The 14,622-nt window shown below is 46.1% G+C and carries 10 protein-coding genes; 7 read left to right on the top strand and 3 right to left on the bottom strand.

The annotated features are described in order from the left end of the window. Positions 1-5: 5 nt before the first annotated feature. The 6 genes from rhaD (at position 6) to ACDJ59_RS19145 (ending at position 7,610) form a co-directional block, all read left to right on the top strand. Positions 6-851 carry a rhamnulose-1-phosphate aldolase gene (gene rhaD / locus ACDJ59_RS19170; RefSeq protein WP_413404950.1) on the top strand — a complete coding sequence of 282 codons (846 nt, stop codon included), beginning with the start codon at positions 6-8 and terminating at the stop codon, positions 849-851. Between the two features lie 278 nt (positions 852-1,129). Then, positions 1,130-2,947, top strand: a complete 1,818-nt coding sequence (locus ACDJ59_RS19165; protein WP_036669004.1) for an APC family permease — start codon at positions 1,130-1,132, stop codon at positions 2,945-2,947. 343 nt (positions 2,948-3,290) lie between these two features. Continuing rightward, positions 3,291-4,253 carry a carbohydrate ABC transporter permease gene (locus tag ACDJ59_RS19160; RefSeq protein ID WP_074093958.1) on the top strand — a complete coding sequence of 321 codons (963 nt, stop codon included), beginning with the start codon at positions 3,291-3,293 and terminating at the stop codon, positions 4,251-4,253. Continuing rightward, a complete protein-coding gene (locus ACDJ59_RS19155) occupies positions 4,250-5,071 on the top strand; it encodes a carbohydrate ABC transporter permease (protein ID WP_036669010.1) in 822 nt (273 codons plus the stop codon). The genes ACDJ59_RS19160 and ACDJ59_RS19155 overlap by 4 nt, the downstream gene beginning before the upstream one ends. A 379-nt stretch (positions 5,072-5,450) precedes the next feature. Then, positions 5,451-6,809, top strand: coding sequence for an ABC transporter substrate-binding protein (locus ACDJ59_RS19150; protein ID WP_413404947.1), 1,359 nt, complete (start codon positions 5,451-5,453; stop codon positions 6,807-6,809). Positions 6,810-7,397: 588 nt separating this feature from the next. Beyond that, the gene (locus tag ACDJ59_RS19145) at positions 7,398-7,610 is read left to right on the top strand and encodes an immunity 17 family protein (RefSeq protein ID WP_047842001.1); all 213 of its coding nucleotides are present in this window, start codon (positions 7,398-7,400) and stop codon (positions 7,608-7,610) included. Between the two features lie 253 nt (positions 7,611-7,863). On the opposite strand, the gene ACDJ59_RS19140 is transcribed toward ACDJ59_RS19145, so the two are convergent. Then, positions 7,864-10,452 (bottom strand): glycine betaine ABC transporter substrate-binding protein, encoded by a 2,589-nt coding sequence (locus ACDJ59_RS19140; protein WP_413404945.1) that lies wholly within the window; start codon positions 10,450-10,452, stop codon positions 7,864-7,866. Further along, positions 10,418-11,647 carry a quaternary amine ABC transporter ATP-binding protein gene (locus tag ACDJ59_RS19135; RefSeq protein WP_105597692.1) on the bottom strand — a complete coding sequence of 410 codons (1,230 nt, stop codon included), beginning with the start codon at positions 11,645-11,647 and terminating at the stop codon, positions 10,418-10,420. The genes ACDJ59_RS19140 and ACDJ59_RS19135 overlap by 35 nt, the downstream gene beginning before the upstream one ends. Before the next feature lie 501 nt (positions 11,648-12,148). Here ACDJ59_RS19135 and ACDJ59_RS19130 point away from each other — a divergent pair. Then, entirely contained in the window at positions 12,149-12,724 is a 576-nt protein-coding gene (locus tag ACDJ59_RS19130) for a GbsR/MarR family transcriptional regulator (protein WP_036611216.1), read from the top strand. Positions 12,725-12,852: 128 nt separating this feature from the next. Here the strand turns inward: ACDJ59_RS19130 and ACDJ59_RS19125 are convergent, their stop codons facing one another. Continuing rightward, on the bottom strand, positions 12,853-14,484 hold the full coding sequence (locus ACDJ59_RS19125) for an AraC family transcriptional regulator (protein ID WP_413404942.1): 1,632 nt from the start codon (positions 14,482-14,484) through the stop codon (positions 12,853-12,855). Positions 14,485-14,622: the final 138 nt, after the last annotated feature.

The raw sequence follows: 14,622 nt of genomic DNA, 5'->3' as shown, positions 1-14,622 counted from the left end.
TGATCATGAACGTGACCCTTACCAATGAAACAACGCAGACTGCAGGTTTCCATATTCCATTTATCCGTGAGATGGCCGAAATTACACAACATATGTGGAAAAATGGCTGGGATGAGCGCAATGGCGGTAATGTCAGCTATCTGCTGGAGGAAGAGGAAGTTGCCCAATATATTGATATCCATCATGTGATTCGCAAGATCAAACCGGCATTTTCGGTGCAGGAGCTGGCAGGCAAGTATTTTATCGTGACCGCATCGGGTAAATACTTCAAAAATGTACTCGCAGATCCCGAGAGTAATCTGGGGTTGCTGCGTGTATCGCAAGATGGACAGGAGCTGGAACTGCTCTGGGGATTGAAGTCGGGGGCGAATCCAACAAGTGAGTTGCCTACACATTTCATGAGCCATATCGAACGTTTGAAATTGGACCCGAACCACCGTGTTGTCATGCACAACCATGCCACTCATGTATTGGCTATGACGTTTATCCACGAATTGGATGAAGCAAAATTCACCAAGACTCTCTGGCAGATGTGCACGGAGTGTGTGGTTGTATTCCCGGATGGGATTGGCATTATTCCATGGATGATTCCTGGATCGAATGAGATTGGCCGCGAAACGGCTGAGAAAATGAAAGAATACCACGCGGTCATCTGGCCGCAACATGGCATATTCGGAACAGGCACAACGATTGACGAGGCTTTTGGTCTGATTGAGACGATCGAGAAGGCAGCCCAAGTGTATATGCTGGTTGCTAGTCACGAGATCCGGCAGAGAATTACGGATGAGCAGCTGACCGCACTGGCGCAAGCGTTCGGTGTCACCCCTCGTCCCGGCATTCTGGGCAGTTGAGGAAATCTGGATTGTTTTATAGTCAACGCATAGATCAAGGAAGTGGTCTTTGGTTCATTGAACCGAAGGCCATTTCCTTTTTTTTGACGAACAATCGTCGTTTTGGTTCAAAAAAGTTCAAATTGCTGAACAAGAATGGCTTTGTTATCGATTATTGAATCGTAGAATGCATTATCACGCGCTGGCGAAATTCGGGTGAAATGACGTATTGTCAACGGCTCTGCGATTTTGCATAATAACAATGCTTCACAGATGAGAGACGGAAGGAAGTTATGATCATGCTTGGCAAAATGAAGAGAATCTTAATAGGCAAGCCCATGAAATCGGCTGAACTGGATGGAGAAAAATTGGGGAAATGGAAGGCACTCGCCATCCTGTCCTCGGATGCCCTATCGTCCGTTGCCTACGGTACGGAACAGATTTTGCTGGTGCTCGTTGCGGCCGGATTCGCCGCCCTGTGGTACTCCGTTCCGATTTCCATCGCCGTGCTGGGATTACTCGTCATTTTAATTTTTTCTTATCGCCAGACGATATTCGCTTATCCAACAGGGGGCGGCGCTTATATCGTAGCCAAGGATAACCTGGGTACAACATCCAGTCTGATTGCCGGAGGATCTCTGCTGGTCGATTATATTTTGACCGTTGCGGTAAGTTCGTCGGCAGGGACGGATGCAATTACGTCGGCTTTTCCTATGCTGCATGACTACAGTGTTGTGATTGCTCTGATTATGATTGTTTTTCTAACCATTATGAATTTGCGGGGAGTGACGGAGTCAGCGTCTGTGCTGGCGATCCCCATCTATCTGTTTATCTTTTCGATTGCGGTGCTGATTATCTCGGGCGGAATCAAATTTCTTGCCGGGGGGATGGAAGCAGCTGCACCAGAATTCGGAACTAGTCTATCCCATGTGAGTATGTTTCTGTTATTAAAAGCATTCAGCTCCGGTTGTTCGGCCTTGACTGGTGTGGAAGCGGTAAGTAACGCGATCCCGAACTTCAAGCAGCCTGCCGAGAAAAATGCCGCGGGTACATTACTGCTCATGGGTTGTATATTGGGAGCCATGTTCATCGGCATCACCTTACTCGCTTATGGGTACGGAGTGAAGCCTGATCCCAAAGCAACGGTCATTTCCCAAATTGCTGAAGCGACGTTTGGCAGGGGCACGATGTATTTTATCATCCAGGGTGTAACGGCACTGATCCTGTTCCTCGCAGCCAACACAGCTTATTCGGCTTTTCCGCTACTTTCCTTCATGATGGCGAAGGATAAATACATGCCGCATGCGTTTATGGTCAGAGGAGATCGCCTTGGTTTCTCAAACGGGATCATTTTTCTCAGTGTGATGTCTGCGCTGCTGGTGGTCGGGTTCAAAGGAAATACGGAAAGTCTGATTCCGCTCTATGCGGTAGGGGTGTTCATTCCATTTACCCTGTCACAGCTCGGTATGATGATTCGCTGGATCAAAGTCAAACCGTCTGGCTGGCAGATGAAGTTGCTGGTCAATACCGTCGGTATGCTGACCACATTATCGATTACCCTGATCTTTATTTTCACCAAGTTCACGCAGACATGGGTCATTTTTATCTTTTTGCCGCTCGTTGTCTATGTTTTCATGCGTATTCACCGTCATTATTGCAACATTGCCGATGAGCTGCGGATTGATATTCAGGTCGATAAGCCAGCCAAAAAGGGCAATACGATAGTCATTCCTGTTGCGGGCATTACCCGGGTCGTCATGAATACGATCAGTTACGCCCAGACGATGTCGGATCACGTGGTCGCACTGTACATTGGCTTCGATGATGAGGCGATACGCAAGATGGAGCAGAAGTGGGAGGAGTGGAATCCAGGCGTTCGTCTGGTCGTGATCAAATCGAGATACCGCAGCATTATGGGGCCGCTGAAGAAATTCATTGATACCGTAGAGTGGAAAACGGCCGAGACCGATCACATCACCATATTGATTCCACAATTCATCACCAAGCACTGGTGGCAAAATGTACTGCACAACCAGACCAGCTTCATGATCCGGGCCTATCTGATCAATTACAAAGACGTGATTGTCACCACGGTGCCATATCATCTTAATCGTTAACTCGAACGGTTAATCGCTTCACCTCGTTTGGAAGATTTACAGATTATTGTAAAATGAGTCGCGTTCTTTAATAGGTAAACGTTTATATTCCATTTACACATCAAACCGCAGGGACATCTCCAAACAGTGGAGTTCTTGCGGTTTTTTGTCATGAAATCCGGTTTGGATACCGCTTTCGAATGGATGCACATTTCCGTAAAGTCCCTTGTTCATGATTAACGTTACGTTGATTCAGAATGAATTTTGCTGTGACATTCGACTCTTACACTAGATAACGTGGTGCTGAAGTTGATCTAACATTTCACACACACTGAATGCGTGAAACAAGGGGGAAGAAAATCCGATGAGTGAGCTTGATAACCGGATCAGCTTGCCCGCCGCCAAACGGCGCGTATCCGGTACGAGTGAGCGCCGGACAGCCTCGCTGCGTGTGCAGCGAATGCGGGAGAATCTGCTGGCCTATGGTTTCCTGGCACCATCGCTGCTTTTGTTTGCAGTGTTTCTGTTTTACCCGATGTTTAAGTCCGTGTACCTGAGTCTGCATTCCACAGATCCGACGGGGCAGATTGCGGCTTATGTAGGACTGGATAACTTCAAGGCCGTGTTCCAATCAGGACTGTTTATGCAAGGGATGAAAGTGACATTACTATTTGTACTGTTTACAGTGCCTACGGGCATGCTGGCTGCTCTGATTCTGGCTGCACTGACCCACAACCGGTTCAAGGGAATGCGTGTGTTCCAATTTGTATTCTCTCTGCCCGTGGTGTTATCCGTCGGTTCGTCAGCGGTGATCTGGAAGTTTCTATTCCACCCGACCCTGGGCATGCTGAATTATCTGCTTGGCAAAGTAGGCATCGATCCAATTCCCTGGCTCACCAGCCCGGATTGGGCATTGATCTCAATTTCCATCATGACAATCTGGATGAACCTTGGATTCAACTATATTATTCTATCCAGTGGTTTGGCAGGCATCCCGGATGAGATCTACGAGAGCGCCAAGATTGACGGTGCAGGACCATTGCTGACGTTTCGCAAAATTTCGATGCCGCTACTGTCACCAACGTTATTTTTTGTTACGGTCGTATCGATCATTGGTGCTTTTCAATCGTTCGGTCAGATCAACATTCTAACCCGGGGTGGCCCGATGGACAGTACAAATGTTTTTGTATATTCCATCTATCAGGAAGCCTTTGTTAATTTCCGCTTTGGTACAGGTAGTGCGCAGGCACTGATCCTGTTCGTGGTGATTATGCTGCTGACCCTGATCCAGTTCAAATGGGTAGAAAGGAAAGTGCATTACCAATGAGTGCGACATGGACCAAAACGCTGTTGTATGTATTACTGACGATCTGTGCAGCACTTGTGCTGTATCCGGTGATGTACACCTTTTTCATGGCGGTGATGACACCGGAAGATGCGAGTGCTTATCCGCCGCATATCATTCCAAATTCAATCGATCTGTCCAACTTTAGCGAAGTATTTGATATTGTTCCGATCGGCCGATTTATCGGCAATACCTTTCTTGTCGCAGGACTGACAACGCTTGGTCAATTGATTACAGCGAGTATGGCAGCCTATGCTTTTGCAAAAATGCAGTTCAAAGGCAAAAACGTCATCTTCAGCATGTTTGTCGCAACGATGATGATTCCATGGGAAGTGACGATGATCCCCAACTACCTGACAGTTCGCAGCTGGGGTTGGCTGGATAGTTACCAGGGGCTTACCGTGCCGTTTCTGGCAACGGCGTTTGGTACATTCCTGCTAAGACAGTTCTTCATGCAGCTACCCAAGGAACTGTTCGAGGCGGCAAGGATCGATGGTTGTGGTCATATTCGCTATTTCATATCGCACGTCTTGCCTTTGTCCCGTCCGGCACTTGGTACATTGGCAATCTATTCATTCTTAAGCATGTACAATTCGTATCTCTGGCCGCTGCTGGTGACTAATACACCGGAAATGAGAACCGCACAGATCGGAATTTCGATGCTGGAGTTCCAGGAATCCACAGCGTGGAATCTTGTATTTGCCGGAACAGCAATGGTGATTCTACCATCCTTACTGTTATTGATCTTCGGGTTGAAACAGCTTGTCCGCGGAATGGCCGCAGGCGCGCTGAAGGGGTAGGGAGAGTAAGATTTAACAACTATTTAATTGAAATTGAAATTCTGAAGGTTTTGATCTAAAAATTTTAATTTAGAAGTTTTTAATTAAACCTTGTATCTTCTTACAAGGTCTACGGTTTTAGATACCAGGAGCGAATAAAATGAGGCTCGTGCTTCAAATAAGATGTTGAAATGGACGACGGTAGTAGTGGAGGGAACGAAATCGATTCTGAAGAAGCAAAGCGTTCGCCTTTATCCCCGGATTTCCCCCTTTGAAAGAGAATGAAAAGAAATCCGGGGATAACAGCGATCAAAAGAACGATTCGTAACCGTAACGGCCACACCGCGTCATCCCCAAGATTTTATTGTACGCGAGCCATATAAAAGGAGAGCGATTTCGTATGAAAAAAAGAGGAACATTTGCATTAATGCTGGCTGCACTTATGTTTGTCATTTCCGCTTGTGGAACAAAAGCGGAAACAAGCAGCCCGGCAAGTGGAGCTCAAGCAGAAGCAGCCGCAGCCGAAACAACACAATTGACGTGGTGGCATTCCATGTCTGGCGCTGGAGAGAAAGCCATTAATCAGCTCGCTTCCGACTTTAACGCTAGCCATCCGGACATTCAGGTGAAGCCCATCTATCAAGGGAAGTACGATGAGAGCTTGAACAAACTCAAAGCATCCATGGGCTCAGACAGCGGTCCTGACATTATTCAGGTCTACGAGATTGGTAGCAAGTTCATGATCGATTCGGGCATGATTACACCAGTACAACAGTTCATCGACAAGGATCAGTTCGACCTGTCCCAACTGGAACCAAACATCATCCGATACTACACCATCGATGGCAAGTTGAACGCTATGCCTTTTAACACATCGAACCCGATCCTTTACTACAACAAGGATATGTTCAAAGCAGCAGGTCTGGACCCGGAGAACCCGCCAAAGACGTATGAAGAGTTTGAACAAGCAGCAAAGGCATTGGCGAAAGACGGTAAGCCAGGTGCATCCATGGCGATCTACGGCTGGTTTATGGAACAGTTCTTCGCAAACCAGAATGCAGATTATGTAAACAATGGAAACGGAAGAAATGAAGCAGCTACAGAGTCTCTGCTGAACTCCGAAGCTGGAGTGAAGACATTAACGTGGTGGAGAAAGATGATTGACGAGAAAACTCTCTCTAATCTGGGACGTAGCACAGACGATACAACAGCAGCATTTACAGCTCAGCAAATCGGTATGACCCTGGATTCCACGGCTGGACTGCGTAAAATCGTAGAAGGCTCAGGTGGCAAGTTTGAACTGGGAACAGGTTTCCTGCCTCGTCCAGCGGATGCCAAAGAAGGCGGCGTTGTGGTGGGTGGAGCAAGCTTGTACATCATGAACAACAAATCGGAAGCGCAACAGCAAGCGGCATGGGAATTCATCAAGTACTTGGCTACACCAGAGGTACAAGCGAACTGGAGTGTTGCGACAGGATACTTCCCTATTACGACAGCAGCCTACAATGAGCAAGTATTAAAGGATAATATGGCGAAGTACCCGCAATTCCAGACAGCAGTCGACCAATTGCACGCTTCCGCGGATTCGACAGCAACATCCGGGGCATTAATGGGTGTATTCCCGGAAGCCAGACAACTTGTCGAAGGAGCGATTGAAACGGTCCTAAATGGACAAGGTCCACCACAGGAAGCATTGGATGCAGCAGCTAAACAAATTACAGAAAAGATTGCGCAGTATAACAGTACAGTGAAGAAATAATTGTAGGCTAATTTCACATTACAACCAGATGCGGCGTTCATCAATGATCGTCGCATTGTTGTAATTTTATGATATCCTCTGAGACCTAAGACGGATTTTTCTTAATGTACAACCTGATTGAACAAATGATTGCAACATTGATAACATGATGAACATTAACAGGTTATGTCTGATCATAGGTCAAGTAACAAAAGTATGGCTTAAAAGAGTGAGGGATTGTATGTCAGAATAAAAGATATTTAATTAACAAGTGTCAGTAGTTCGATTTTATATACCACGGATAGGCCTAAAGTCGAGATGACGATTTATGTAAAAAATCCTCCTACGCGCTAACAATCGGTAAAACCTACGAATAATTGCAGGATGTACTCATTCTCCAGACAAGATATAGCTTAGAAAGATTTCGCGAAAATCAGCGGGTATTGTAGAAATTAGTTCTCTATGGGCAAATGAATATAATATGTTTAACTCCCTAAAACAGCTTGCAGACTCCCATCTGCAAGCTGATTTTTTTTCTAATTAATGCCTGTTAATTTTCACCAAGTGAAGGTATAGTAGACAGGATTATATTGAAGGAGTGTTGACGAAATGCAAGATCAACCCGTTTTAATCGCACTATTTGCCATAGCGGCAGGAATTTTTAGTTTGCTCGGTGGTATCAACAATTGGGATTGGTTTATGAAGAGCTTTAGAGCAGGAATTTTTGTGAAGACCATTGGACGGCAGGGCGCAAGAGTGGTATATGGTATTCTCGGTGTTGTCATGATTGTCATTGGTGTATTACTGTTACTGATCGGATAGTTATTGGGAAATAAACGAACTCACCAAGTATCATCTACATACGATGTTCATGAGCGAAGGCAAAGTAAGAGGATATGTGAGAAGAGTCAAATGGAAAAAGCGTGTGAATGCTTAAAGTAGCACTATGCAGTAAGACCAGGATAGAATATCAAATCAAATAGCATGCCTGAAAAAATATAGCCATAACAAAAAGACCACCGAAAAATTTCGGTGGTCTTTTTACCAAATTCAGGTTTATCCATCTCAATCTGGTTTAATTATCTTTTAAGTCTTCAACAGAGTTGATATCCATGTACGTTGGAACAACCAGACCTTGTTTAACTCCTGTCATGCTGACAGCGATATCTTCAATCTTGTCTCCATATGTTTCCCAGTAGTCCCCATGTGTAAGCGGGAGCCATACGGCTGGAGAAGCATCGATATCACCTGCTGCCAAGCCTGCCCACATGGGACCAGCTTCGACTTGCAGTGCTTTGACTGTGTAACCCAGATCCGTCTCAAGCACATACTTCATCAGGTTGGTACTCGCAATTTCAGAGTCCCATGCAACATAACCGAGACGTAAATTGTCACCTTTAACCGGGGTTAACCCCTTGGTCCATTCTTCAATTTGGTCCGGATGTTTTTCTGCATAAGTCTTGGCAGCTTCTTCAGGCGAAACGCCCTTTTGAATGTCTACCATGATTTCACTCATTTGATCCGCAGTCCAATTAAAACGAGAGAAGAACTCATAGGCAACGGGATGATCTTCCTTGATTCCCTTACGTCCAACCGTGTGAACTTCCTCTGCATCGCCGAAAATTAAGTCGGGATCATCCAAATACTTCAGATCATACTGATTGAACATCCAGTGTGGAGTCCAACCCGTAACGATGATGGGTTCTTCATTTTTATAAGCTTTGTCCAACGATGCAGTCATTGCTGCTCCAGAACCTTCAATCAGATTCCAGTTAGACAAATCATAATGTTTAATGGCGTTTGCTGTGGCCTTCATCAGACCTGCACCCGGGTCAATACCAACAATCTGGTGATTAACCTCTTCGCCCACATTGGCACTTGCCGATGGAGTGGAAGAAGCGGCACCTGTCTCCAGATCTGCAATCGAGTTTACTTCAGTCATGTACTTAGGAACCACGAGGCCTGTACGTACACCCGTCATATTGGCACCCAGATCGTCCACCTGGTCTTTGTAACGTTCCCAGTAGTCTGCGTGTGTCAATGGCAGCCAAGCTGCTGGAGAGGCATCTACGTCGCCTGAGGCAACACCCGTCCACATTGGTCCGGCTTCGACTTGCAGAGCGTTAACTTTATAACCCAATTCGTTTTCCATCACATATTTCAGCAAGTTTGTACTTGCGATTTCGGAATCCCAAGCCACATAGCTCAGTTTGAATGCATCACCGTTCACTGGAGTCAGACCTTTGGTCCACTCAGCAATCTGATCGGCATGTTTCTCAGCATAAGCTTTAGCTGCTTCTTCTGCGGATGTGCCATCCTGGATAGCAGTCATCATTTCACCCATTTCATCCGATGTCCATTGGAAACGGGACAGGAATTCAAACGCAACAGGGTGATCTTCTTTCAGACCTTTACGGGCGATGGTATGAATTTCTTCAGCATCACCGAAAGATTTCTCAGGGTCTTCCAGATATTTTAGATCATATTTGTTGAACATCCAGTGCGGAGTCCAACCTGTAATGATGATTGGATCTTCATTTTTGATGGCTTTGTCCAGTGTGGCAGTCATGGCTGCACCAGATCCTTCAATCAGAGTCCAGTCAGTCAGTTTATAGTCTTCGATCGCTTTTGCAGCGGACTTCATGATACCAGCCCCTGGATCGATACCAATAATCTGATAGTTCACTTCTTGACCTACAGCATTGGCTGCTGAATTGTTGCCACCAGCCGAAGTTGTGCCACCAACGAAGTATTGTGAGAAACCAGCTACAAGCACAAGGAATGTTGCCGCAGCAGTGATCCATGCTTTTTGCTTGGCTGTAATGCGCGAGGTCTTTTTGCGACCTGGCATAAACACATTTTGTGTAAAACGGTCCAGTACAATCGCGAGTACAACAACGGCCAGACCGGCTTCGAAACCTTTACCGATTTGAAGCTGTGTTACAGCACGATAGACTTCCGCACCAATACCTTGTGCACCAATCATGGATGCAATAACAACCATGGACAGTGACAACATGATGGTCTGGTTAATACCGGACATCACGGTAGGCAAAGCGAGTGGAAGTTGTACTTTGAACAACTTTTGCATGGAAGTTGAGCCGAATGCATCGGCTGCTTCAACCAATTCGCCAGATACCTGTCTGATACCCAGGTGAGTCAGACGAATCGTTGGCGGGATCGCGAATATAACGGACGCGATAACACCTGGAACGACACCTAGACTAAAGAATGTAACCGCAGGCAGCAAGTAGACAAATGCAGGCATCGTCTGCATGAAGTCAAGTAGCGGTGTAATGATACGCGCCGCAGTTTTACTGTATGCGAGCCAGATTCCGACAGGTACACCAAGCAGGATCGAAACCAATCCCGAAGTGATAACCAGACCGAGTGTGTCCATAGATTGGGACCAGTATCCCAAGTTATCTACGAGCAAGAACCCGATAACCGTAAATAGTGTCAGTGGGAGTCGTCCTACGATGAACGCAAGAACACCCAATATGGCAATGAACAGGAGCGGATGGGGCAACATAAACAGCCCGGAGAAATATCCGACAACCGCTTGAATAACGATGGAAATTACATTAAACAATCCGGAGAGCGAGGAGCTCATCCAGTCAACGATGGATTCAATCCACGACGCTAGTGGTATTTTGGGAATCATTCACAAGTTCCTCCTTTACTGCAACTTCACCGCTAAGTGCACCCAGCAGGGCACCGCGGACGATAACACCTTGCAGACGGCCATTCTCACCAACAACAGCGAGAGGCACATGGGCTGAACTTACAATTTCGAACAATTCATGAATCAGGGTCTCAGGCGACACAGTAGGCCCGTCCGTGATCAGAATGTCTTTTAATACTTTGTTTTCACGCATCGCACGAGAAGCGTCTTCTGCTGTAATGACACCAAGCAGCTTCTTCGAACGGTCAATGACAAACAGGTTGGAAACGCCACTTTCGCGCATTAATTCGAGGGCAACGCGAGGACCACGATCAAGCGTAATTGTTTCAGGGCGACGCATTACGTGAGATGCTGTAAGGACCTTGGACAGATCCACGTCTTCGACGAAGCGGGCCACGTATGAGTTGGCCGGTTGAATCATGATTTCTTCCGGTGTACCGATCTGCACAACTGCGCCGTCTTTCATGAGGGCAATACGATCGCCGATGCGCAGCGCTTCGTCCAAGTCATGGGTAATGAAAATAATGGTCTTTTTCATTTTATCCTGAAGCTCGATCAACTCATCTTGCATATCACGACGAATCAATGGATCAAGTGCACTGAAGGCTTCATCCATCAGTAGTACTTCCGGGTCATTGGCAAGTGCACGCGCCAAGCCGACACGTTGCTGCATCCCGCCACTGAGTTCATCTGGCATTTTGTCTTCCCAGCCCTTAAGGCCAACTAGCTCAAGTGAGGTTTTTGCCTTCTCCCGGCGTACTTCCTTATCTACTTTTTGTATTTCCAATCCATACTCCACATTATCAAGAACGGTACGGTGCGGGAACAACGCAAACTTCTGGAAGACCATGCTGATCGTTTTCCGGCGCACTTCGCGCAATTGTTCTTTGTTCATCTTGCGTAGATCCTTACCATGGACCAGAATTTCTCCGGATGTTGGTTCAATCAGACGATTAAACATCCGAACCAGTGTGGATTTACCACTCCCGGACAGTCCCATAATAACGAAAATCTCGCCTTCCTTAATGTCCATGTTGACCCGGTTGACACCAACCGTTATCTGTTTTTCTTTGGCCAACTTTTCTTTACCCCAACCTTGCTCCAGTAATTGCAGACCTTGCTCGGTTTGGGGTCCAAACAATTTACTTACGTTTTTCACTTCAAGTATGGTCATGTTTTCACCCCTTCTGATGTGTTGTGCACTTCGAACGGCTTTCAGCATCCATAAGCCCATACACTTATGCGCCCAGCCACGAAATCCGGTAATTGTTGCTTCGCTTCCCGTCTTTCTGGGTAACGTTTTTAAGTCTAACAATACTTAACCAGTATATCAACCGAATAAACAGTACATAATGTTTGTACAGTAAAAACTGTACAAAGTTTTTCGTCCATATACTCCGTCATTCTCCTTATTCTGGCTAATAAGGCAGCTTTACATTTGACATTGCTTTTCCTACAATAGAAAATGAGCTGAATTGAAGCTGAATTTTTTGGTTAAAAGATAGTCATAGGCAATTGTAGCCTGGTAAAGTTCCCATTTTCATACATTGGGTGAATGAAAGCCCTCTGGCATATATGATGTCCGGCCGAGTGCTTTCCCATGTAAGCAGGACTTTTAAAGTGTTGCAATTATTTCGCCAAAGACTGTGGAATGTTCAGAATGGAGGTTGCAAGCATGGGCTTGGACCATTTACAAGAGGAACAGCAGGCAACCGTGCTGAAGATTCGTAAACGCGTCATTGAAGCCATTGGACGTAATATGGATCTTTACGGCGTTACGCTGTCGACGGGACACTTATATGGATTGCTATTTTTTGCAGACAAACCAATGACCCTTGACGATATGGGACGGGAAATGGAAATGAGCAAAACGAGTATGAGTACAGGTGTACGAACACTGCTGGATTTGAAAATGGTAAATAAAGTGTGGAGCAAGGGCTCCAGAAAAGACCTATATGAAGTGGAATACGACTGGCATCAGACGTTTACGGATTATTTTGCGATTAAATGGAGAAAAGCCGTGGAGAGTAACCTTCAGATTCTACGCAAATCAATTGAAGAACTGAATCGGTTAGTCGAAGGTCTGGATGAGCAGGCAGACGCTGAACTTATCCACATTCTGATGGAAGACAAACACAAAGTTTTGCAAGCGGAAGCATATTACAAATGGTTGGATCGGTTGATTGATACCATGGAAAATGAAGAGATATACAAGCTTGTTCCGAAGGAAGAGATCAAGGAACATTCATAATTACATGCAAAGGGCCCTTTCCGTTATAGGAGAGGGCCCTTTGGCCTGTGCAATATCTTACTGAATTATTAATGAAGGAACACGATGTAAAAGATAATCTTGCCCATCGTATCGACCTATGTTCACATCTAATGTCCGATCAGACCTGCCTGAGGAAAGACTACAGACTGCTGAGTAATCTGTTCCAGTTCGTTCAGAATCTGCAACCGGCCACCCGGGGTCCAGCATAACCGTTGCCAGTTCGAAATATCGTGAACGTTACCATACAATACAGCAGGGGATCGATTCCATGATGCCGTTTGTTTCATGCGTCGGAACACCTTTTCGCTGACAGGCTGGAGCGAAGCACGATGGATCAACAGGTAATCCGTGTCCAGCACGGGAATACTATCCGCTACATACTCATTTCTGGAACTTTCGGGAGATACAAGCTGAGCAGGCTGGAGTCCCAATTCAGCATACAACAAGTGATTTAATGGATGCTCGCCAGTCCCTTGTAAGCGAATGAACTGATTCGTAACCTCCATCAGAGCCAACCGTTTTTGTCCGAAATAGGGTTGCAGGTTCAGGCTTGCTTCAAGCTTGCGAAATTCAAGTTCTTTGAAATTCAGCAACGCTTGCTTCTCACGTCCGACTAGTTCGGCTATGCGAATATGGTTCTCTTTCCAGTCATCAGTGGACTCCAAGATGATGGTGGGTGCAATATTTTTCAGGCGATCATAGTAGGGCTTGTGGTAAAAGTCACCGATGATCAAGTCTGGCTTCGCCTGCCGAAGTTGATCGAATTGTCTGGTTAATCGGCGTTCTTGTTCATATTCATCCGTTTCTCGGTCAATCACACCTTCACCTTCCAGCACAGCTACCGGGCGCAGTCCAAGCGAGGCCAAGTTCTCATGGAATCCCATAATGGATGCTGTAGCTACGCGAAGTTGATCTCTTTTCATATATACGCTGGGAGCAATCCCCAAGGTTTGTTTGAATTTGCGGCTAAAATAATACTCATTGCCATACCCGACAGATACCGCGACGTCTTTGAGGATACAGGATTCCTCTGTCAGCTGTTTTTTGGCTTCGTTTATACGTAAACGATTCAGGTAATCGGTCGGTGACATGCCTTTGGCCTTCTTGAAACTGCGCGAATAAGAGCTGGGGGTGAGTCCAGCAATCTTGGCAAGCTGATCCATGCTGATTCCTTCACTCATGTAACGTCGCATATACATAATACTGCGCTCCAAGGCAGGGTCCACTTTCTCATGATTGGCTTCCAGCCGGTTCTCCGAGAGAAACTGCAGAAGCTCATGCAGCTGGCTATGTATGCTAATAAAGTGATCCGGTTGCAGACCACGATAGGTTTCATACAATTGTTCCAAACGTAATACAGCCTGCTGCTTATGACGAACCAGCAACCTGCCTGTCTCCCAATCCAGCGGGAAGGCAGGTGATGAGGTCATTTTCCATTCACCGCGCACTTGCTGCAAACAAACCGTATCCATACTTAGCAATAAACATTCGGTCACATTTGAGCGTGCAGCGGCCTCGATGCTTGTTCCTGGCTTCAGTACAAACAAGCTGCCCGCTTGCGCCGTATAGGCTGTATCATTCAGGACCAGAACACCGTCTCCTTGCAAAATAAGACAGAGCATGGGCCGTGACACCGTCTTGCCTTGCACACGGAAATTCTCCCCACGACGCACACGGCACATGGAGGAGAGGAGCGGTAGAGATGAGGTTTCAGCAATGAAGGGAAACTGTTCAGTCATACGGACCATCCTTTTGTCTTATTTTTCTTAATGATAACAATTATCATTCTCATATGGAAGATGTTTTTGAAAAATAGTTTTCGACAATCAAAAAAGGACTACCAAGAGCCGTTATGGCTGCAAGGTAGTCCTTTTTGT

The sequence above is a fragment of the Paenibacillus amylolyticus genome (assembly GCF_047302515.1).
Taxonomy (GTDB): Bacteria; Bacillota; Bacilli; order Paenibacillales; family Paenibacillaceae; genus Paenibacillus; species Paenibacillus amylolyticus_G.
Note: the sequence above shows the minus strand (reverse complement) of the source record. Positions and strands in the feature narration are given on the sequence as shown.